Here is a 21341-nt window from a genome sequence, read left to right on the forward strand (position 1 = left end):
CGTCTTATTCGGTTGGTGCAAATGAGCGCTATCAACAAAGCTGCAGCTCCAAATACGAAGGGTATAAACATCGTTATGAACGACATCACCAAGGAAAGGAGAGCAAATGTTTACTCGAAATAGCTTAAAAAAGCTTGCTACCGTATCTTGCATTACCGCAAGTATTGGATTTTCAAGTTTTGCTAGTGCCGACACATGGCGTTATGCCCATGAAGAATATGAAAATGATGTTCAAGATATTTATGCTCAACAATTCAAAAAGTACATCGAGGATAATTCTGATCACACTCTAAAAGTTTATCGTTTTGGTGAGCTTGGTGAATCGGATGACATTATGGAGCAAACTCAAAGTGGTATTTTGCAGTTTGTTAACCAATCACCTGGCTTCACGGGTTCATTAATTCCAGAGGCGCAAATTTTCTTTATTCCTTATCTAATGCCTACGGATATTCAAGCGGTTATTAAATTCTTTGGTAGCAGTAAAGCCATCAATGAAGACTTCCCTAAACTGTATGCAGAGCAAGGCTTAGAGCTACTAAAAATGTATCCAGAAGGTGAAATGGTTTTAACCACCGATGAACCAATCACTTCTCCTGATGAGCTAAAAGGTAAAAAAATACGTGTCATGACAAACCCTCTATTGTCATCAACTTATGAAGCCTTTGGGGCAACACCGACCCCACTCCCTTGGGGTGAAGTTTACGGCGCACTACAAACGAATATGATTCAAGGCCAAGAAAACCCAATCTTCTGGATTGAATCAGGCGGTTTATATGAAGTGTCACCAAATCTAATTTTCACTCATCACGGCTGGTTTACTACCGCTTCAATGGCGAATAAGAAGTTCTATGATGGCTTATCAGATGAAGATAAAACATTGATCCAAAAAGCTTCAGATTTCGCTTATGACGGAACCATTAAGCACATTACGGGTTTAGCGGAAAAATCACTTAAACAAATCCAGTCTAAGAGCGATAAAGTCACCGTCACTCGTTTGACGGATGAGCAACTTGCTAAATTTAAAGCAAGAGCTCCTCAAGTTGAAAAAACGTTTATTGAAATGACAGGTGAAGGTGGCCAAGCCTTACTTGATCAATTCAAGGCTGATTTAAAAGCTTCACAATAATAATTAGCTTTAACTAAGGTTAATTACAGTAGGACTGGGCACCGAGTCACTTTATCGCATGAGAGTATTCGGTGCTCTTTATTGAAGGAAGCACTATGCCTAATTCAGATAGGTTAGATTACCACTCCGAACTGCCCGGTTTTTTGGGCACCCTCGATAACTTTCTAAGCAAAATAGAAGCGGTGATGCTCGCGACAGGCGTATTGCTCATGGCTTTAAATACTTGCATCAATGTCGCAGCGAGATTTGCCTTTGGTGAAGGCTTGTTCTTTGCTGGAGAAATTAATCGAATATTGATCATTCTTATTACGTTTGCCGGAATCGGCTTTGCTGCTCGTCTTGGGCGTCATATTCGCATGTCAGCGTTTTTCGATATGTTGCCTGATAGTGGCCGAAAATTTTTGATGATCCTCATTTCACTTATCACTGCCGTCATTATGTTCGCCTTAGCTTACTTTGCTTTTCAATACGTGGTAAGCGTTTATGAGCGAGGTCGAATCTTACCGGCACTAGGGTTCGAAATTTGGTGGATTTATATTTGGGTACCAATGGGTTTTGCTATTACCGGTATTCAATACTTACTCACTGTATTTAAAAACCTCACTAGTCAAAAAGTTTACTTATCAAGTGGTGTCGTTGATGGCTACACCGATCATGAACAAGACCTCTAAAGGCACTATTTTATGGCACTGACTTTAATGCTCATCATGTTGGTACTGCTATTAATTGGCTTTCCAATGATGATCCCTCTCACCGCGGCCGCTCTAACGGGCTTTTATATGATGTTTGGTGGAATGAGCCAAATGGATACCTTTATTCAACAAGTACTTGGAGGTATTCGCCCTGCTTCCCTGATCGCGGTTCCTATGTTCATTCTTGCCGCCGATATTATGACACGCGGACAATCAGCACATCGATTAATCAATATGGTGATGACCTTTATTGGCCACATCAAAGGTGGGCTAGCGATTAGTACTGCGGCTTCATGTACTTTATTCGGTGCGGTTTCTGGATCTACCCAAGCAACCGTAGTCGCCGTCGGTTCAGCGTTACGCCCCAAATTACTTAAAGCAGGTTACAGTGATTCTTTTTCATTAGCCCTTATTATTAATGCTAGTGATATCGCATTTTTAATTCCACCAAGTATCGGCATGATTATTTATGGCGTGATCTCGGAGACTTCAATTGCAGAACTATTTATTGCCGGCATTGGCCCTGGCTTAATGATCTTGTTGTTCTTCTCTATTTACAGTTACATCTACGCGACCGTCAAAAAAGTGCCAACCGAAGAAAAAGCAAGTTGGAGCGAGAGAGCAACCGCCTCCAAGCGAGCAATTTGGCCATTAATGTTCCCTGTGATTATCGTCGGTGGTATTTACGGTGGTGTATTTAGCCCAACAGAAGCTGCAGCGGTGTGTGTTCTATATGCCATCATCTTAGAGTTTGTTATTTTCCGCTCACTTAATACACAAGATATTTATGTGATAGCCAAATCTACCGGGCTAATTACCGCAGTGGTATTTATACTCGTTGGAGTAGGAAATGGCTTCTCATGGATCATTTCTTTTGCTCAAGTACCACAAACCATTTTAGATGCGATTGGCATTGATCAAATGGGGCCACTTGGCGTATTAGCAGCTATTTCAATCGCCTTTTTCGTGGCTTGTATGTTTGTTGACCCTATCGTCGTGATCTTGGTACTAACCCCCATATTTGCGCCCGCGGTTGCGGCAACGGGACTCGATCCGGTTCATGTCGGCATCATCATTACCTTGCAAGTTGCGATTGGTTCTGCGACCCCACCGTTTGGCTGTGACATATTTACCGCGATTGCCATCTTTAAGCGCCCTTATTGGGAAGTAATTCGTGGCACTGGGCCATTTATTTTTATCTTATTATTATCAGCCGCTTTACTCATTTTCTTCCCAAGCATTGCACTCTTTTTAAGAGATATCACCTTTGCAGACTAGTCAATTCGACTGATTTAACATTGAGATACCAAAAACAAAAAGACCTCACGCTATATCAATAACGTGAGGCCTTTGTTTTATTTGAACGCTTTATCTAAACGTGAGCCTAAATGACTTAAGCAACGGATAGTTCAATCGCGATATTACCGCGAGTCGCGTTTGAGTACGGGCAAACTTCATGTGCTTTGTTTACTAGATCTTGAGCGATCGCTTTATCAAGGTCGCCAACATTCACTTCTAATTTCACAGCAATACCAAATCCGCCTTCAATTGGGCCAATTGATACTTCAGAGTTAATGTGCGTGTCTTGTGGTAGTGCTACTTTAGCCTGACCTGCTACCAATTTCAGTGCGCCAATAAAGCATGCTGCGTAACCTGCGGCAAAAAGTTGCTCAGGGTTTGTGCCTTGACCGTCATCACCACCTAAGCCTTTTGGTGTAGAAAGAGCCACATCCAAGCGACCATCATCTGATTTTGCTGAACCTTCACGTCCACCTGTTGCAATCGCTTTAGCGGTGTAGGCAACACTTTGTAGTTCTTTCATGTTTTATTCCTTTTGGGTTGACGAAAATACTTTGCATACAAAATAGTAGATCGTAAAAACGTTAATTGCAAATATTTTGTGTGCAAACTAAAATGGCGATAAGCACAAAATGAGAATAGACATGAAACATCCCCAACTCAAACTCGACAACCAAATCTGCCACCGTTTATATATGGCCTCTAATGGACTTACTCGTACCTACCGAGATTCATTAGCCGAGCTCAATTTAACCTACCCTCAATATGTTGTGATGATGGCACTGTGGGAAAAAGATGGCATCAGCATTACCACTTTACTTGAGAAAACCGCAATTGATGGTAGCGCTATGACGCAAATTCTCAAAAAAATGGAAGATAAACAGTTATTGAGCATAGTGAAAGATCAGCACGACAAGCGTAAACGTGTCGTTAAATTGAGTGACTCGGGAGAGAATTTACAATCAAAAGCAGCAAAAATACCTGAACATATTCGATGCCAATTTCCAAGTTTACATGATGGAGAAGCTCAGTTATTAATTCAACTTCTTGATAAAATTATCAAAGATGTAGACTAAAACTTACTCTCTGAAATGATAAGAATTTAACTTTCGCTATCACCGCACAAAATAAAAAATCAATTTAACTAAATTTACACTATTCGCTCTTGATTTCTTACGTTTGCCCTATATAGTAATCGAAATGATAATAGTTATCGATTACGTAAAGGATAAGAAATGAAATGTTTCAATAAATCTAGTTTGATAGCCTCCGCTTTCATCTCAATTGCAACGTTATGCTCAGTTTCAGTGAATGCTAAATCTATCACGGTTGATCATATTATGGGTTCAACCACACTGGAATCATCACCACAGCGTGTGGTGGTCATTGGTACAGGCGTACTTGATGCCGTTGATGCACTTAAAATAAAGCCTGTTGCAGTGTCAAAAGGGACCCCCCTACCTGATTATCTTGATCAATATAACGCTGATAACATCGCTTCTTCTGGCACCATTTTTGAACCTGATTTTGAAACCATTTACACTCAGAAGCCTGATCTTATTATTGTTGGACCACGCAGCTCTAAACATTTCAAAGAATTGTCGAAAATCGCTCCTACTTTTGTCTTTGCGGTGGAAAATGGCTCTGATTACTGGCAGAACACCCAATCTCTCTGGAATGATTTAGGCTTAATTTTTGATAAACAAGAATTGGTCAATCAGAAAATTGATGGTTTAAACCAACGCTTTGCAGCGATTAAATCTTATAACCAAAGCCATGACATAGATGCATTAATGCTGATGAGTTCTGGTGGTAATGTGACATCATTTGGTGAAGGTTCGCGTTTTTCCGTTCTATATAAAGATTTCGGTTTCAAACCAACCATCACAGTCAAAGACAAAAAATCTGAAAAAACAGGTGGTCATGGTCAATTAGTGTCTTACGAACTGGTTAGTCAAGAAAACCCATCTACATTATTGATTTTAGATCGCGATAAATTAGTCAACAAAGGTAAAAGCACGACTCGCCAAGACTTTGATAATGAGTTAGTTAAGTCAACAAATGCCTATAAAAACAACCGTATGATCTACCTAGATATCCCCGCTTGGTATGTGGCAAGCTCTGGCATTACGGCAACAGAGACTATGGTTACCGATATTGAGTCATTAACCAAATAATAAAAACCTGAGGTTGTTGTGGCTAAATTGCTGTTAATTTTAGTCTGCCTAAGTCTATCTTCATTATTTGTTGGGGTGGGTAACGTTTCGTTAACCCACCTTATTTCAGGTAATGCGAATGCTTGGCAATTATTTCTCACCAGTCGTGTACCACGCTTACTAGCCATTTTATTAGCTGGGAGCGGTTTAAGCATTGCTGGCCTTATTATGCAGCAAATCAGCCAAAACCGATTTGCAGCGCCTTCCACATCCGGCACTATAGAATGTGCCATGCTGGGTTTCGTTTTAAGCTTAGTGATTTTTGGTAATGGCGATCAACTCTGGCTGATTTTTGCCACTTCAATGATTGGCACCCTCTTTTTTGTTCAATTGATTCAACGTATTCAATTTAAAAATGCCGTTTTTGTGCCGCTTATCGGTATCATTTTCGGCAACATTGTTTCTTCAATGGCCACGTTCATTGCCTATAAGTACGATGCACTACAAAACCTATCTGGTTGGGCGGTAGCTAATTTTGCCAACATTTTGGCAGGTAACTTCGAGCTACTCTATATCGCTATTCCAGTCGCTATTTTTAGTTACCTTTACGCAACTCGAATCTCGGCAGTTGGCATGGGTAAAGATTTTGCGATTAACCTAGGATTAAATTATCAGCAAGTAATGACTATTGGTGTCGCTCTGGTTTCGATCATGTCTGCCTCTGTGGTGATGATCGTCGGTCAGCTTCCCTTTCTTGGTTTAATTGTGCCTAACTTAGTGAACCGTTTTTATGGCGATAATCTACGTAAGAATATTCCTCGCACCGCAATATTGGGCGCGATTTTGGTACTAGCTTGTGATGTGGTTGGGCGCATTATTATCTTCCCTTACGAGATCCCAATTTCTATGGTGATTAGTTTATTAGGTGGCAGCGTGTTTATTTTCTTAGTGTTAAAAGGTATGAAACATGAGCGCTAAATTATTAAATAAACCGATGCTTAAAAACAAAAGGCATGTCTTTACCCGTATGCCTTCATGGTCAGGTGATAAACAAAAAATCATCGCTTTGTTACTGTTAAGCCTAGTCATGGCAACTCTGTTTATTGGCTATGGTTTAACCGAAGATAACTATCAATACTTCTTATCACGTCGAGTACCTAAAGTACTCGCCATGGTGATTGCCGGATTTGCAATTGGCATTGCGTCGTTTTGTTTTCAAACCATCACAAACAACCGCATATTAACGCCTAGTATTATGGGGTTTGATTCACTGTATCTATTGATTCAAGTGCTAGTAGTCACCTTGTTTGGTGGCTTAAGCGTGATGATGACTAACCATGTGATCAACTTTTCAATTTCCGTAGTCATGATGATGGGTTTCTCATTAGTATTATTTCTATTGTATTTCCGCTATTCCGCCAGCAATATTATTTCACTACTACTATTAGGAGTGATTTTCGGTCAGCTATTCCAAAGCGGATCTTCCTTTTTAACCATGCTGATGGACCCTGATGAGTTTTCCAATCTTCAAGCCAGTATGTTTGCCAGCTTCAATAATATTGATACTGAACTGGTTTACTGGACCATCCCGATATTAGCCATCGTATCCATCTGGTTGTTTAAGCTACATCGCACGCTTGATGTGTATTTACTCGACCAAGATAACGCCACCAGCCTAGGCGTTGATATCAAGCGCACTACACGCACCGTGCTCATTTTATCCTCCGTGTTAATTGCAATTTCAACGGCTTTAATTGGGCCGATTATGTTCTTCGGTCTATTAATTACCAACCTAACACGTGAATGGCTAAACACTTACCAACATAAGTACTTACTTACTGCCTGTGGCTTGATGTCTGTAGCGACCTTGCTGACAGGACAATGGATTATTGAAAAAGCATTCGGATTTGAAACCACCTTAAGTGTGGTAATTAATTTTGTTGGCGGGATCTATTTCTTATTCCTGCTATTACGCAATAAAGTGATGTAACCTTGATGATTGAATTAAAACAACTAACCAAACGCTTTGGCAAACATCCTGTAGTACAAAATGCTAGTGCAGAATTTGCCAAAGGGAAAGTCACTGCGATTATTGGCCCTAATGGTGCAGGGAAAAGTACCCTACTTTCGATGGCAGGAAGACTACTGAAACGTGATGAAGGTGAAGTATGGATTGATGGTAAAGAACTGGTGGAATGGGATACTAAAGCCCTCGCCAAACGCTTATCAGTACTACGCCAAGCCAATAGCTTTAATTTGCGTTTTACCGTACGAGAACTAATTTCTTTTGGACGATTCCCTTATTGCCAAGGCAACTTAAAAGATATCGATCATCAAGCGATTGATAAGGCAATTGACTACCTTGACCTTACTTTAATTCAAGATAAATATCTCGATGAACTCAGTGGTGGCCAGCGACAATTGGCTTTTATTGCCATGGTTATCGCACAAGATACTGACTATATCTTTTTAGATGAACCGCTGAATAATCTTGATATCAAACATTCACTGCAAATCATGGCGACCATTCGTCGGCTCGCCCATGAACTCAATAAAGCCGTAGTGATTGTCATCCATGATATCAACTTTGCTTCTTGCTATTCCGATACCATTATCGCTCTGAAAAAAGGCGAAATTGTGGCAAAAGGAAACGTCAATCAAGTCATCGAGGCCTCTGTGTTATCTGAAATCTACGAAACACCATTTAATGTTATTGAAGTCGACGGTAATCGCATGTGTTTATATTTCTCATGATCAGATGTTGTATTGTTAACACTACTTTTAACACTTCTAGGCTCTAGCCATTCTTTCGGAGTATTGTCATTAAGCGCTTTAATCAACGTTTGAACTCTTAATGGCAAGACTCCTGCGGCAAAATAACACACCACCGGGCGAGCTGCGCTATACCAATCTGGCATGCACAACTCTATATTTCCCGGATGTACTTTTGAATAATTATCAGCAACCCAAGTTGGTAACAAGCCAATGCCATATCCCGATGCAATAGAATCTATCTGTAGCAATAAGTTATCACTAGTTAAACGACTTATTGGTGGCATAGCCATACAATGTTCTTGGCCATTTGATAAATAAATTGTACTACTGTTATCACACTCAAATGGTAACCATTGATGATGACTGAGCTGATTGGGATGGGTTGGTGCTCCCTTCTGAGAGACATAACTAGGCGACGCGTATAATCCAAATTGCCAATAACCTAAGGTTTTCTTACGCCATGTGCCAGGCAAGTCTTGTTCACCAATTGACAACACAATATCCGGTTCATTTTGAAAATATTCATCGCGAGCTTCAGTAAATAAACGAATGTTAACTTGTGAGTGATCATCGAGGAATTGATGACATTGTGCGCGCAACCAGCTACGAATCAAACAAGGTGGAGCAATCATGGTTACTTCGCCACTGATGCTTTGCTTTAATGATTGTAAAGCGTTCTGTGACTCCTCTGCCATGGTAAGTAAGCGCTCACAATATTCCGCAAACACTTCACCGGCACGCGTCAACATTAAACGAGAACCTTGTTTGATAAATAAAGCTTGCCCTAGCTCGGTCTCTAATTGTGCCAAGCGACGGCTAATGGTTGATTTTGGTTGATTTAATGCTTTGGCCGCAGCCGTCACACTGTGATAACGACTTAATGCAGCAAAAGCTCGAATTCCTTGTAGTTCAGTTTTCATCGCTCTCTAACCCATATCCCATATTTGGAACTGTCTGTTCCATACATTGATCTATTCAATAGCTGCCAAGATGATAATAATCTCAAATGAATTTAATAATCATTATCATTTAAAGGAATAATAATGTCTAGTTATCGTTTACCGCTTTCCACTTTAGCGGGATCAATTTTATTGGCCACTCAAGCACACGCTGCTCAACCTACAAAAACCGAAACTATGGTCGTCACTGCCTCTGGTTATGAACAAGCTGAAATGACCGCTCCGGCGAGTATCAGTGTGATCACTCGTGATGAATTAGAAAATAAGTATTATCGCGATGTGACTGATGCACTGAAAACCGTTCCTGGTGTCACCATTACCGGTGGTGGCGATAACAAAGACATTAGTATTCGTGGCATGGGCTCAGCCTATACCTTGATTCTGGTTGATGGTAAGCGTCAATCTTCTCGTCAAACTCGTCCTAATAGTGATGGTCCTGGTATCGAACAAGGCTGGCTGCCACCTTTAGAAGCGATTGAACGTATCGAAGTGATTCGTGGTCCTATGTCGACGCTTTATGGCTCTGATGCGATTGGCGGTGTTATCAACGTGATCACCCGTAAAGATGCTCAGCAATGGCATGGTAATGTTCAGCTTGGTACCACGATTCAAGAAAACCGTGATTCAGGTGATGAGCGTAGTGCTAACTTTTACTTAACAGGCCCACTGACTGACAACTTGACCGCTCAGTTTAATGGCCAAACCACCGTCCGTGATGAAGATGACATTACCAATGGTTATGAAGATAAAGATTTAAATAGCTTTAACTCTAAACTCATTTATCAATTAAATGACGATCATGACTTTTCTCTTGAAGCGGGTATTAGTAAGCAATCTCGTGCTGGCACAGTAGGAAAATCGGTACCAACAACCGGATGTCGAGGTACTTGTGCAGATTCTTTAGATGAATATAAGCGTACTAATTACGCGATCACCCATAATGGTAATTGGGGTGCGGTTGGACAATCCAATACTTACCTACAATACGAAGACTCGGAAAATAAAAGCCGAGAAATGGAAAGCATGAATACGGTGTTTAAAACCAGCCTTGTCACACCCATTTATTCTCATACTTTGACATCTGGCTTTGAATACACTTATGAAAAACTTGAAGATTACACTTCAAATAGCGCATCTGATTTAACCGAATTAGATAGTTATCGTTATGCGTTCTTTTTAGAAGATGAATGGGCGATTGTCGACTCATTCAGCTTAACTGTTGGTGCACGTTTGGACGACGATAAAAATTATGGCACTCATGTCAGCCCACGTGCTTACGGCGTGTGGAGCATTACATCAAACTGGGTTCTAAAAGGCGGAGTATCAACTGGTTACCGCGCACCAACACTAAGAGAAACATCGGCTGATTGGGCGCAAGGTAGCCGAGGCGGTGATATTTATGGTGACCCGGATCTAAAACCAGAAACGTCAATTAACCAAGAAATCAGTCTAAACTACCAAGCTGATTTTGGCTTAACCTCGTCGGTCACTCTGTTCCATAATGACTTCAAAGATAAAATTACTCGCGTTGCTTGCCCAAGCTGCGGACCAATCAATAGCAGTGGTAGTGTAGCGACTAAACGCACAAACGTAGATAAAGCAGAAACACAAGGGGTCGAATTTGCTCTAGGCACTCCGCTCGGTGAAAGTGTCTTCTGGAACGCAAGCTACACCTTAAATGATTCAGAGCAAAAATCAGGAGCTTACAAAGGCCAACCTTTAGTTCAACTGCCAAAACACTTATTTAGTACCGATCTTTCTTGGCAAGCCACGTCTGATTTAGAAGCTTGGACTCAAGTGACATATCACGGCGAAGAAATGGAGCCGATCACTGGTCCATCATCAAGAAGCATCGAGGCGCCATCTTATACTTTCTGGGATATGGGTGTTAGCTATCACTTAACCAGCAATGTATCAGTGAATGCGGCGGTTTATAACCTACTTGATCAAGAAGTCACTTATGATGAATATGGTTATGTAGAAGACGGACGTCGTTACTGGGTAGGAATGAATGTAGGATTCTAATCCACCAGAGATCCATGCATTACTGATAACCAATATGCCAACCTACTTTTTAAATAGGTTGGCATTTTTTTTCCAAAAAACTCATTACATCCATAATCAAAATCTCTACTTGTTAATTTCCTTAACAATACATAACATCATGATAATTAAATAAATACCTTCACACCCCATCTGGAAAACCCTGTAAAGCTAAAAATATTAATTTGAGGTCTAAACATTTTGCGTGTAGCATTATTGTTAATTAACCGTTCAATAAAAAATAAATGGGTTCGAAATATGCCAAAAGTTGGAATGCCTGATATTAGAAAACCGCAGCTAGTAAAAGCCACGATGGCGGTCATTGAAAGAGTAGGTTTGCACGGCGCAAGCATTTCTCTCATCAGTAAAGAAGCGGGCGTATCCACTGGTATCATTAACCATTATTTCGGCGGTAAACACGGATTACTAGAGGAGACCATGCGAGCCATTTTAAGAGCGCTCTCAGACACGGTAAAAATCAAACTCAATGGTTTACCAAGCGATGCTCACCAACAACGCATTATTGGCATTGTGAACGCTAACTTTGAAGGCTTTCAGGCTGAAAATAAAGTTGCCAAAACATGGTTGGCATTCTGGTCTTACTCGATGCATGACGCACAATTAAAAAGGCTTCAACGCGTCAATGAACAGCGTTTGCTTTCACATTTGAGAATTGAATTAAAAGCGCTACTCCCTGATGAACAAGCCAACTTAGTGGCACATGGCATTGCATCTCTAATCGATGGTATTTGGCTGCGTGGCACCTTAAACCCGGAGGGTATTGATGCCGAAAAAGCACGAGAAATCATCAATGACTACCTCGATAAACAACTCGCTTTTTACAATCAACCTTCACTTTAAATTACATCATTAGGCTTTTATATGACCACAGAAACTCTATACATCCACGGCCAATTGACTGCTGCAACATCTGGTGAGACCTTCAACAGTATTAACCCTGCCAATGGTGAAGTGATCGCTGAAATCGGCCAAACCTCACAGGATGATCTCAACAAAGCGATAGCATCAGCGAAACAAGGCTTTCAAGTATGGTCCCAAATGAGCGCCGTGGAACGCAGTCGTATTTTATTAAAAGCGGTTGAAATCCTTAGATCACGAAACGATGAACTGGCGACTTTAGAAGTAGCCGATACCGGCAAGCCACTGCAAGAAGCACTAGAAGTCGATATTATCACCGGTGCTGACGTAATTGAATATTACGCCAACCTCGTTCCAAGCCTACAAGGTGAACAACAACCCCTTAGTGATGAACAGTTTTTCTATACCCGCCGTGAACCTTTAGGCATTTGTGCTGGCATTGGTGCTTGGAACTATCCAATTCAAATCGCCATGTGGAAATCAGCTCCAGCCCTCGCTGCAGGTAACGCGATGATTTTCAAACCTTCAGAAGAAACGCCGCTGTCCGCTCTCAAACTGGCTGAAATATTTACCCAAGCAGGTGTGCCGGATGGCGTATTTAATGTTATCCAAGGCGATTACCGCGCAGGTCAAATGCTAACGGCTCACCCTGATATCGCGAAAGTTTCCTTCACAGGTGAATCAGGCACAGGGAAAGTCGTTATGGGTGACAGTGCTAAGACTTTGAAATCGGTCACTATGGAGTTAGGTGGTAAATCACCTTTAATTGTTTTTGACGATGCCAAACTTGATCAAGCGGTATCTGCCGCCATGGTGGCGAACTTTTATACTCAAGGTGAAGTGTGTACCAATGGTACTCGAGTCTTTGTACATCAAGCTATCTACCAAGATTTCATTAAACAATTAAAACTTCGCACCGAAAAAATGACTATTGGTGATCCTATGGACATTAATACTCAAGTCGGTGCGTTGATCTCTAAACAGCATTTAGACAAAGTACTGGGCGCAATTGAAACCGCCAAACACAGCGGCGCTAAATTGCTCACTGGCGGCTACCAAGTAACCGAAAATGGATTAGATAAAGGTAACTTTGTTGCCCCAACGGTTTTTATCGATTGTGAAGACGACATGGCGCATGTTCAACAAGAGATCTTCGGCCCTGTTATGTCCGTTCTCCCTTTTAGGGATGAAGACGAAGTAATCACTCGCGCTAATGCAACCGACTACGGACTTGCCGCCGGTGTGTTCACGCAAAACCTATCACGCGCTCATCGCGTTATTCATCAACTAGAAGCCGGTATTTGTTGGATAAATACCTGGGGAGATTCCCCTGCAGAAATGCCTGTCGGTGGTTATAAGCATTCCGGCATTGGTCGCGAAAATGGTACTGAAACCCTACGTCACTATACGCAAACCAAAAGTGTGTTTGTCCATCTTGGTGACTTCGAAAGCCCTTATGAATAAAAGCGAGTGATTTATCTATCGTTGAGCAGTCACTCACGAGTCTTTAAACCGATACGTTCTTAAACGGAAGCGGAGAATCAATCTTATGCAACAACACTACGATTATATTATCGTCGGTGCGGGTTCGGCCGGCTGCGTATTAGCCGACCGACTTAGCGAATCTGGTGAACATAACGTTTTACTATTAGAAGCTGGTGGCAGTGATAAAAGTATTTTCATTCAAATGCCCACCGCACTTTCTTATCCGATGAACAGTGATAAGTACGCTTGGCAATTTGAAACCAAAGCAGAGTCTGGTCTTGATGGCCGTCAATTACACTGCCCTCGCGGAAAAGTACTTGGTGGTAGTTCCTCGATTAACGGTATGGTTTATGTACGTGGCCATGCTTGTGATTTTGATCAATGGGAAGAATCTGGCGCACAAGGCTGGAATTATCAAAACTGTTTACCTTACTTTCGTAAAGCGGAAAGCTGGTTCGAAGGCGCTAATGATTATCGTGGTGGCAACGGCCCTGTTGGTACCTGTAACGGTAATAACATGGATCGTAACCCTTTATACCAAGCTTTTATTGATGCTGGAAAAGAAGCGGGTTATCCAGAAACCCAAGACTACAACGCCTATCAGCAAGAAGGCTTTGGCCCGATGCACATGACGGTTGATGGTGGCGTGCGCGCTTCCACTTCCAACGCTTATCTACGCCGAGCACTTAAACGTCCTAATCTAACGTTATTAACGGGTATCGTCGCTCATAAAATCTTACTCGAAGGCAAAACCGCACGTGGGATTGAATTCGAAAAATCTGGAAAAATCGTTCAGGTTTATGCGGATCAAGACGTGATTTCAAGTGCCGGTTCTATTGGTTCGGTGCAACTGCTTCAACTATCAGGTATCGGCGATTGCGAAACATTAAAACAAGCTGGCGTAGAGTTAAAGCACGAATTACCTGGTGTGGGTGAAAACCTACAAGACCACTTAGAAGTTTACTTTCAATATGAGTGTAAACAACCCATCACGTTAAATAGCAAACTCGGTTTAGTTAGCAAAGGCTTAATTGGCGCTGAATGGATCTTAAAACGCACTGGGTTAGGTGCTACCAACCACTTTGAATCTTGCGCTTTTATCCGCTCACGTAAAGGCTTGAAATGGCCGAATATTCAATACCATTTCTTACCAGCCGCCATGCGTTATGATGGTCAAGCCGCATTTGATGGTCATGGCTTTCAAGTTCATGTTGGTCCGAATAAACCAGAAAGTCGTGGTCGCGTCGCGATTGAATCCAGTAACCCTCATGCGAAGCCAAGCATCGAATTTAATTACATTTCAACCGATCAAGACCGTCAAGACTGGCGAGACTGTATTCGCCTTACTCGTGAAATTTTAGCTCAACCTGCTATGGATAATTTCCGAGGCACAGAGATCCAACCCGGTATTGAGGTTGAATCCGATCAGGCGATTGATCAATGGGTAAAAGAAAACGTAGAAAGTGCCTATCACCCATCTTGTACCTGCAAAATGGGTGCAGAGAATGATCCTATGGCAGTAGTTGATGAGCAGTGCCGAGTCCTAGGCATTAACAATCTACGAATCGTCGACTCCTCTGTTTTTCCAGTTATCCCTAATGGCAACTTAAATGCGCCAACCATTATGGTTGCTGAACGTGCCGCCGATATGATCTTAGGTCGACCATTACTGACTCCCGATAATGTTGCGGTTTGGATTGACCCCAATTGGCAACATACCCAACGCATCCAACAGCCAGTACGCGCTTTACCACTGGCCGAATAATTAATAGCAAGTCACTGATTACAAGGAATGATTATGCCACTAAAAAAAACAGCACTATTTACGTTAGGACTTACCAGCCTAGCCACTTTTAACGCCTACGCAAATCAATGTGAAACGGTACGTTTCTCGGATGTTGGTTGGACCGATATCACCGCAACCACCGCCGTTACAAGCCAACTATTAAAAGGCATGGGCTACCAAACCGAAACAGAATTACTTTCGGTTCCCGTGACTTACTCTTCTATGGCCAATGGCGATATTGATGTCTTTCTTGGTAACTGGATGCCAACCATGGAAAACGATATCAAAAAATACCGCGAATCAGGCAAAGTAGAGACCGTGCGTGCCAACCTAGAAGACGCTAAATACACATTGGCAGTGCCTAAGTATGTTTACGATGCTGGGGTAAAAACTTTTGCAGATATCGCTAAAAATGCCGATAAATTTAATGACCGAATTTACGGTATCGAACCAGGTAACGATGGTAATCGCCTATTGCAAAGCATGATTGATCAAGATGCTTTTGGCCTAAAGGACTTCCGCTTAGTCGAATCTAGTGAAGCTGGCATGGTTTCTCAAGTCACCCGCGCAGTACGTCGTAATCAATGGATCGTTTACCTAGGTTGGGCTCCACACCCGATGAACAGCAAAGTTGAAATGAAGTACCTTGCCGGTGGCGATGACTTCTTTGGCCCTAACTATGGTGGAGCAAGCGTACACACCAACGTACGCCAAGATTACTTAACCCAGTGTCCAAATGTCGGCAACTTATTAACCAATCTTAAATTCAGTCTGGAAATGGAAAACCAGATCATGAATTCAATCTTAAACCAAAATAAGAAGCCCGCTATTGCTGCTCGTGAATGGTTAAGCCAACACCCTGAACAAATCCAAACTTGGCTCAAAAATGTCAAAACTCTGGATGGTCAAGCTGCCGCACCAGCAGTCATTACTTATCTCAAGCAATCCATGAAGTAATTAGCAAACGCAACACTCTTTTTTTAATATTTTCAATTGAGCTGGTGGGTGTAAACTCGCCAGATAAGGCAGTACTGTGAATTTTATTACCGATCATAAAATCCCACTTGGGCATTGGATGGAAATTGTTGTCGATTGGCTCACCATCAATGCAGCAACACTTTTCGATGCAATTTCTATCTTTCTTGAAACCATCATAATGAGCCTAGTCAGTGTTTTTCAATGGCTGCCACCTGCAGTCCCTATCGTAGTTACCGCCGCACTGGCTTGGTATTTACACCGTAAATTATCTTTAGTGATGTTCATCATTGCCTCACTACTACTAATTTTAAATATGGGCTATTGGCAAGAAATGCTGGAAACCTTTGTTCTCGTCTTCGCGGCGACAACGATTTCCGTATTAATTGGCGTCCCACTAGGCATCATGGCAGCGCATCGCCCTTGGTTGTATACCTTAATGCGCCCTATTTTAGATTTAATGCAAACCGTACCAACCTTTGTTTACTTAATCCCAACCTTGGTATTGTTTGGATTGGGGATCGTACCGGGACTGATTTCAACCATAATTTTTGCTATCGCCGCCCCAATCCGTTTGACCTATCTCGGCATTATTAAAGTGCCAGAAGAGCTAGTGGAAGCCGGTAAAGCATTTGGAGCCAGCCGAATGAAGTTATTGTTTAAAGTCGAGTTACCTGCGGCGCTACCAAGCATTATGGCAGGTGTCACACAGTGCATTATGTTATCGCTTTCTATGGTTGTCGTTGCGGCACTCGTTGGGGCGGATGGCTTAGGCAAACCAGTGATCCGAGCATTAAACACCGTCAATATTTCTCAAGGGTTTGAAGCAGGACTCGCGATTGTTCTGGTCGCCATCATTCTTGATCGTTTATGTAAAACACCAAACCAAGCTAAAGAGGGATAATTATGGACGCAATTACAATTAACAACCTTGATGTGGTATTTGGTGATAACCCAGACAAAGCGATAGAACTACTCGACAAAGGTAAATCTCGCCAAAATATTATTGACCAGACCGGCCAAGTCGTCGGGGTCGATGGCGTCAATATCAAGGTCAAAGAAGGCGAAATTTGTGTATTAATGGGGTTATCTGGTTCAGGTAAATCAAGCCTACTACGCGCGGTCAATGGCCTGAATACCATTTCTCGAGGTTCATTAGAAATCAAAGATGGTGATAACCTTGTTGATCTTGCGAACTGCGATAGCACAACTTTACGTCATTTGCGAACTCATCGAGTATCCATGGTATTCCAAAAGTTTGCCTTAATGCCTTGGTTGACGGTACTTGATAACGTTGCCTTTGGTTTAGAAATGAAGGGAATGAGCAAATCCGATCGCCGTAAAAAAGCACTCGAGCAATTGGAAATGGTGAGCCTAGCAGAATGGGCAGATAAACACCCACACGAGTTATCTGGTGGCATGCAGCAACGTGTCGGTCTTGCACGTGCTTTCGCTATGGATACCGATATCCTACTGATGGATGAACCCTTTTCAGCGCTCGATCCATTAATCCGCGCTCAACTGCAAGATGAGCTACTCGAACTGCAAAAAAAATTAAACAAGACTATTTTGTTTGTCAGCCATGATTTAGATGAAGCGCTTAAAATCGGCAACAACATTGCGATTATGGAGTCAGGTCGTTTAATTCAACACGGCACACCAGAAGAAATCGTCCTCGCGCCTAAAACTCAATACGTTAAAGATTTTGTGGCACACACAAACCCACTCAACGTGCTAAAAGGTCGCTCTTTAATGCAGCCGACTCACGATCTTAGATCAGATGATCATCGCATTCAGTTATGCGCGAATACCGGGATCTGGATAGAAAAACCGACCTCAACATCGAGTTTAGAGAATCTAACCATCAACAGTACTGAGTCTTTAACACTAGTAGAATGGGAAAAAATTCAAGATTTAACAGCGATTGAGCCCAACATGCTGGTCATGGCAAGCCCTGAAATTAGTATGCGTGATGCCATTGAACTCAAAAATCGCACCGCTCATCCCGTTTTAATGGTTGAACATGGCAAGCTAGTTGGAGTATTGAACGACAGCGAGTTTTATAATGCTTTATTGGGTAATTATCAAAGCTTCGAGCAAAGCTCAAATGCAGCCTAACCCACAGATAAAACAAGCTACCTAAATAAAAAACTCTCGTATCGGCGAGAGTTTTTTCATTTAAACAACAATTTACTTCTGCAATAACAAATACGACAAAATATCCACGACTTGTTGAGGGTTAATCGCCCAGGCTTGTGCGCTAGCATCAACTTCTTTTAGTGGGTGGATAATATCTTCACTGTGCAAGGTAATATAAGGCTTATCCAACGCAGCACAATAACCCGCATCAAAAGCAGCGTTCCACTGTTTGTACTTATCGCCAAAGCGGATAATCGCTAGATCGCATTGCTTAATTTGCTTTTGAATTCGAATCGCGTTCACTTTGGCTGATTTATGATCGCGCCAAAAAGCATTAGACTCCTCGCCTAGCCCATCGCCAGCTGCATCACTACTTTCATGATCTGTCACAGCTGAACTAAATGTGATATCCAACCCTTTCTCTTCACAACCTTGAATAATTTGGTTTCGCCAATCTGTATGTATTTCACCTGACAAGTAGACATTCCAATTCATATATTTGCTCCTTTCTATTCTCAATACTATTGATTTCGCTGAACTACATCACAACGAATGACTGAGACATTTTCAACAATATCTGCCAGATATTTTCGGCTTTCTAAATAATGCTCGGTCTTTTTATGCTCCGCTAACGCACTTTCATCTTGATAGATTTCATATAAATAAAAATGATGGTCATTGGTTTGATCCACCAGCACATCGAAAGCATGGCAGCCTGATTCGTTTAAAACTGAGGCTTTTGCATTCTCTTGCATAATTGATAAATACTGCTCACGACATCCATTCTTCACTTCATTTTTCACAATGATACAAAACATATTTTCCTCCATGCTTAGCAAAATCACCATAATTGTATACAATAAATAATACAAAGTCATTTAAGGAGGATATATGCAAAGACCAAAACCATTTAATGGATTAAGACATTTAGCTTTACAGGTCTACGCTTTTGAGGAATGTGTCCATTTTTATCATGAGATTATGGGAATGGCGATACTTCGTCGTGCGAATGACAACCTAGTCTACCTAAGTTGTGGCAACGATAACTTATCACTGTCTCGCTCCCATTCAGAGCAAGAAAGCGGTCACCATAACCTTGATCACTTTGGCTTTGTGGTAGATAGCAAACAAGAGTTGCAGCAATGGTATGAATTTTTACAATCCCAAGGAGTTCCGTTGATCGATACCCCTCACGATCATAGCGATGGTGCACGTAGTTTTCACTGTACCGATCCGGCAGGCAATGTTGTTCAACCAATTTATCATCCGGCTATTTCTGGGCAAAAGCTATCTTAGAGCCAAAAATAAACCCGATACATGATCGGGTTTGTTAAAGCTAATTGGACTTAGAGAGTACTTATTGGGCGAAATACAAATCCTTCGAGTAAATACGCCCTTCCGCATTGTGCATTGGGTAACCCCCTAGTTTTGGATCGACTAAGCGTGATTGCATAAAGTAGTAAATTGGTGCGATCGGCATATCTTGCGCCAACATTTGTTCTGCCTGATTGTAATATTGATTACGCTCTTTTAAATCAACGGCGGATTGAGCTTTAGCTAAGGCTTCATCGTATTTAGGGTTTACATAAGATGGGAAGTTTTTATCGTTATCAGAGCCTAATAAGGTTAAGAACGTTGACGCTTCATTGTAATCCCCACACCACGAAGCGCGCATGATGTCGAAGTTACGCTCTTGACGCGCGGCTAGGTAAGACTTCCACTCTTGGTTATCGAGCGTCACTTCCATACCTAAATTCTTTTTCAACATAGAGGCAATCGCCACCGCTATCGCTTTATGGTTTTCACTGGTGTTGTAAAGTAAGTCGGCTTTTAGCGGATTATTGTGGTCATACCCTGCTTCTTTTAATAACTTAGCCGCTTCTTGATCACGCTGTTGTTGTGTCCACTGGCTGTATTCCGGCTGTGTCGCTTTGAAATTCGCAACATCTTGGTGAGCAAAAGTATAAGCGGGCACATTGCCTTTGGTCACGCCGTTAGCAATTACATCACGCATAATAGTGTATGAAATCGCTTTACGTACTCTAGGATCATCAAACGGCTTACGCTTGGTGTTTAAAGCGTAGTAGTAAGTACACAACAGCGGTGTGATTTTATAAGCATCTGGGTGTTCTTGTTTTAACTTGTCTACCATCGCGACCGGTACATCAGATGTAATATCCACTTCTCCCGTCATATAACGGTTCATCGCCGCAGTTTGGCTTTCAAATGGAATGTAAGTCACTTTGTTAATCACGGTATCTTTGTTATCCCAGTAATTAGGATTTCGTTCCATTTCCAAGCGCTCATTGATCACCCAATTGGTTAGCTTATACGCACCATTGGAAACCATATTTTCAGGCTTAGTCCAATTATCACCATGCTTTTCAACCGACTTTTGATGAATCGGCATCATCACTGTATGCGCCGTCATAGCCACAAAATATGGGACAGGCTTATCTAATTGAAATTGTAACGTATGTTCATCTAGCGCTTTAACACCAAGCTTTTTAACAGGCTGTTTACCATCAATGATCGCTTCTGCATTGTTAATGCCGGTCAGTTTTAAATACCAAGCGTTGGGTGATGCGAATTTTGGATCGACCGCAGTATGTAGACTATAAACAAAGTCCTGTGCGGTAACAGGTTCACCATTCGACCATTTAGCATCTTGGCGCAAGTGGAAAGTGTATGTTTGGTTATCTTTAGTTTCCCAGCTTTCTGCCACACCCGGAACCACACTACCATCTTGGTTTTGAATCATTAATCCTTCAAACAAGTCACGCAGAATATGCATCTCAGGAATACCTTCCGCTTTTAATGGATTTAACGTTGCCGCCTCTGCATCGTTACCACGCACCAACTCTTGTTTTTTGGCTAGTGTCACACCATCGGGTACTTGAGCCGCAAAACTTGAAGTAGGTAAAAGAAGGCCAGAAAGGGTTAACGCTAAAACTGAAGGTTTAAAAGAGAGCATGAGGCTTCCTTGTAAATGAAGAAGTAATGATAGAAAAGATAATAATAACTATA

At 41.8% G+C, this 21341-nt stretch carries 21 protein-coding genes; 16 read left to right on the forward strand and 5 right to left on the reverse strand.

Going from position 1 to position 21341, the window contains the following annotated elements; translation table 11 throughout:
• Positions 1–106: 106 nt before the first annotated feature.
• The 3 genes from dctP to ACN0T8_RS12665 all read left to right on the forward strand — a co-directional run bounded on the left by dctP (position 107) and on the right by ACN0T8_RS12665 (position 3096).
• Positions 107–1126 (forward strand): TRAP transporter substrate-binding protein DctP, encoded by a 1020-nt coding sequence (dctP, locus tag ACN0T8_RS12655; protein WP_417880983.1) that lies wholly within the window; start codon positions 107–109, stop codon positions 1124–1126.
• A 95-nt stretch (positions 1127–1221) separates the two neighbouring features.
• Complete coding sequence (locus ACN0T8_RS12660; protein WP_417880984.1) at positions 1222–1797, forward strand: TRAP transporter small permease; 576 nt, start codon at positions 1222–1224, stop codon at positions 1795–1797.
• A 12-nt stretch (positions 1798–1809) separates the two neighbouring features.
• Positions 1810–3096, forward strand: coding sequence for a TRAP transporter large permease (locus tag ACN0T8_RS12665; protein ID WP_417880985.1), 1287 nt, complete (start codon positions 1810–1812; stop codon positions 3094–3096).
• Between the two features lie 115 nt (positions 3097–3211).
• On the opposite strand, the gene ACN0T8_RS12670 is transcribed toward ACN0T8_RS12665, so the two are convergent.
• Positions 3212–3640, reverse strand: coding sequence for an organic hydroperoxide resistance protein (locus ACN0T8_RS12670; RefSeq protein ID WP_417880987.1), 429 nt, complete (start codon positions 3638–3640; stop codon positions 3212–3214).
• 121 nt (positions 3641–3761) lie between these two features.
• On the opposite strand from ACN0T8_RS12670, the gene ACN0T8_RS12675 reads away from it, so the two are divergent.
• The 5 genes from ACN0T8_RS12675 to vctC all read left to right on the forward strand — a co-directional run bounded on the left by ACN0T8_RS12675 (position 3762) and on the right by vctC (position 8027).
• Positions 3762–4193 carry a MarR family winged helix-turn-helix transcriptional regulator gene (locus ACN0T8_RS12675; protein WP_417880988.1) on the forward strand — a complete coding sequence of 144 codons (432 nt, stop codon included), beginning with the start codon at positions 3762–3764 and terminating at the stop codon, positions 4191–4193.
• Between the two features lie 159 nt (positions 4194–4352).
• A complete protein-coding gene (locus tag ACN0T8_RS12680) occupies positions 4353–5294 on the forward strand; it encodes a siderophore ABC transporter substrate-binding protein (RefSeq protein ID WP_417880989.1) in 942 nt (313 codons plus the stop codon).
• An 18-nt stretch (positions 5295–5312) separates the two neighbouring features.
• Positions 5313–6251: an iron chelate uptake ABC transporter permease subunit VctD gene (gene vctD / locus ACN0T8_RS12685; RefSeq protein ID WP_417880990.1), complete on the forward strand. Its 939-nt coding sequence runs from the start codon at positions 5313–5315 to the stop codon at positions 6249–6251.
• Positions 6252–6300: 49 nt separating this feature from the next.
• The gene (locus tag ACN0T8_RS12690; protein ID WP_417881013.1) at positions 6301–7263 is read left to right on the forward strand and encodes an iron chelate uptake ABC transporter family permease subunit; all 963 of its coding nucleotides are present in this window, start codon (positions 6301–6303) and stop codon (positions 7261–7263) included.
• A gap of 5 nt (positions 7264–7268) precedes the next feature.
• Complete coding sequence (vctC, locus tag ACN0T8_RS12695) at positions 7269–8027, forward strand: iron chelate ABC transporter ATP-binding protein VctC (protein WP_417880991.1); 759 nt, start codon at positions 7269–7271, stop codon at positions 8025–8027.
• On the opposite strand, the gene ACN0T8_RS12700 is transcribed toward vctC, so the two are convergent.
• On the reverse strand, positions 7964–8968 hold the full coding sequence (locus ACN0T8_RS12700) for a LysR family transcriptional regulator (RefSeq protein WP_417880992.1): 1005 nt from the start codon (positions 8966–8968) through the stop codon (positions 7964–7966). The two genes, vctC and ACN0T8_RS12700, sit on opposite strands and share 64 nt — an antisense overlap.
• Positions 8969–9091: 123 nt before the next feature.
• Between ACN0T8_RS12700 and ACN0T8_RS12705 the strand changes: the two genes are divergently transcribed.
• The 7 genes from ACN0T8_RS12705 to choV all read left to right on the forward strand — a co-directional run bounded on the left by ACN0T8_RS12705 (position 9092) and on the right by choV (position 18293).
• Complete coding sequence (locus tag ACN0T8_RS12705; protein ID WP_417880993.1) at positions 9092–11032, forward strand: ligand-gated channel protein; 1941 nt, start codon at positions 9092–9094, stop codon at positions 11030–11032.
• A 276-nt stretch (positions 11033–11308) separates the two neighbouring features.
• Entirely contained in the window at positions 11309–11911 is a 603-nt protein-coding gene (betI, locus tag ACN0T8_RS12710; RefSeq protein WP_417880994.1) for a transcriptional regulator BetI, read from the forward strand.
• 21 nt (positions 11912–11932) lie between these two features.
• Positions 11933–13393, forward strand: coding sequence for a betaine-aldehyde dehydrogenase (betB, locus tag ACN0T8_RS12715; RefSeq protein ID WP_417880995.1), 1461 nt, complete (start codon positions 11933–11935; stop codon positions 13391–13393).
• A gap of 85 nt (positions 13394–13478) precedes the next feature.
• Positions 13479–15179, forward strand: a complete 1701-nt coding sequence (gene betA, locus ACN0T8_RS12720; RefSeq protein WP_417880996.1) for a choline dehydrogenase — start codon at positions 13479–13481, stop codon at positions 15177–15179.
• A 33-nt stretch (positions 15180–15212) separates the two neighbouring features.
• Positions 15213–16157, forward strand: a complete 945-nt coding sequence (locus ACN0T8_RS12725; RefSeq protein WP_417880997.1) for a choline ABC transporter substrate-binding protein — start codon at positions 15213–15215, stop codon at positions 16155–16157.
• Between the two features lie 76 nt (positions 16158–16233).
• Complete coding sequence (gene choW, locus ACN0T8_RS12730; RefSeq protein WP_417880998.1) at positions 16234–17079, forward strand: choline ABC transporter permease subunit; 846 nt, start codon at positions 16234–16236, stop codon at positions 17077–17079.
• Positions 17080–17081: 2 nt separating this feature from the next.
• Positions 17082–18293, forward strand: a complete 1212-nt coding sequence (gene choV, locus ACN0T8_RS12735; RefSeq protein ID WP_417880999.1) for a choline ABC transporter ATP-binding protein — start codon at positions 17082–17084, stop codon at positions 18291–18293.
• A gap of 72 nt (positions 18294–18365) precedes the next feature.
• Here the strand turns inward: choV and ACN0T8_RS12740 are convergent, their stop codons facing one another.
• Positions 18366–18809 (reverse strand): YtoQ family protein, encoded by a 444-nt coding sequence (locus ACN0T8_RS12740; RefSeq protein ID WP_417881000.1) that lies wholly within the window; start codon positions 18807–18809, stop codon positions 18366–18368.
• Positions 18810–18835: 26 nt separating this feature from the next.
• Positions 18836–19132 carry a putative quinol monooxygenase gene (locus tag ACN0T8_RS12745; RefSeq protein ID WP_417881001.1) on the reverse strand — a complete coding sequence of 99 codons (297 nt, stop codon included), beginning with the start codon at positions 19130–19132 and terminating at the stop codon, positions 18836–18838.
• 73 nt (positions 19133–19205) lie between these two features.
• Between ACN0T8_RS12745 and ACN0T8_RS12750 the strand changes: the two genes are divergently transcribed.
• Positions 19206–19610 carry a VOC family protein gene (locus tag ACN0T8_RS12750; protein ID WP_417881002.1) on the forward strand — a complete coding sequence of 135 codons (405 nt, stop codon included), beginning with the start codon at positions 19206–19208 and terminating at the stop codon, positions 19608–19610.
• A 61-nt stretch (positions 19611–19671) separates the two neighbouring features.
• On the opposite strand, the gene ACN0T8_RS12755 is transcribed toward ACN0T8_RS12750, so the two are convergent.
• Positions 19672–21288 carry a peptide ABC transporter substrate-binding protein gene (locus ACN0T8_RS12755; RefSeq protein ID WP_417881003.1) on the reverse strand — a complete coding sequence of 539 codons (1617 nt, stop codon included), beginning with the start codon at positions 21286–21288 and terminating at the stop codon, positions 19672–19674.
• Positions 21289–21341 lie beyond the last annotated feature (53 nt).

The organism is Vibrio sp. (assembly GCF_048266485.1).
GTDB lineage: Bacteria > Pseudomonadota > Gammaproteobacteria > Enterobacterales > Vibrionaceae > Vibrio.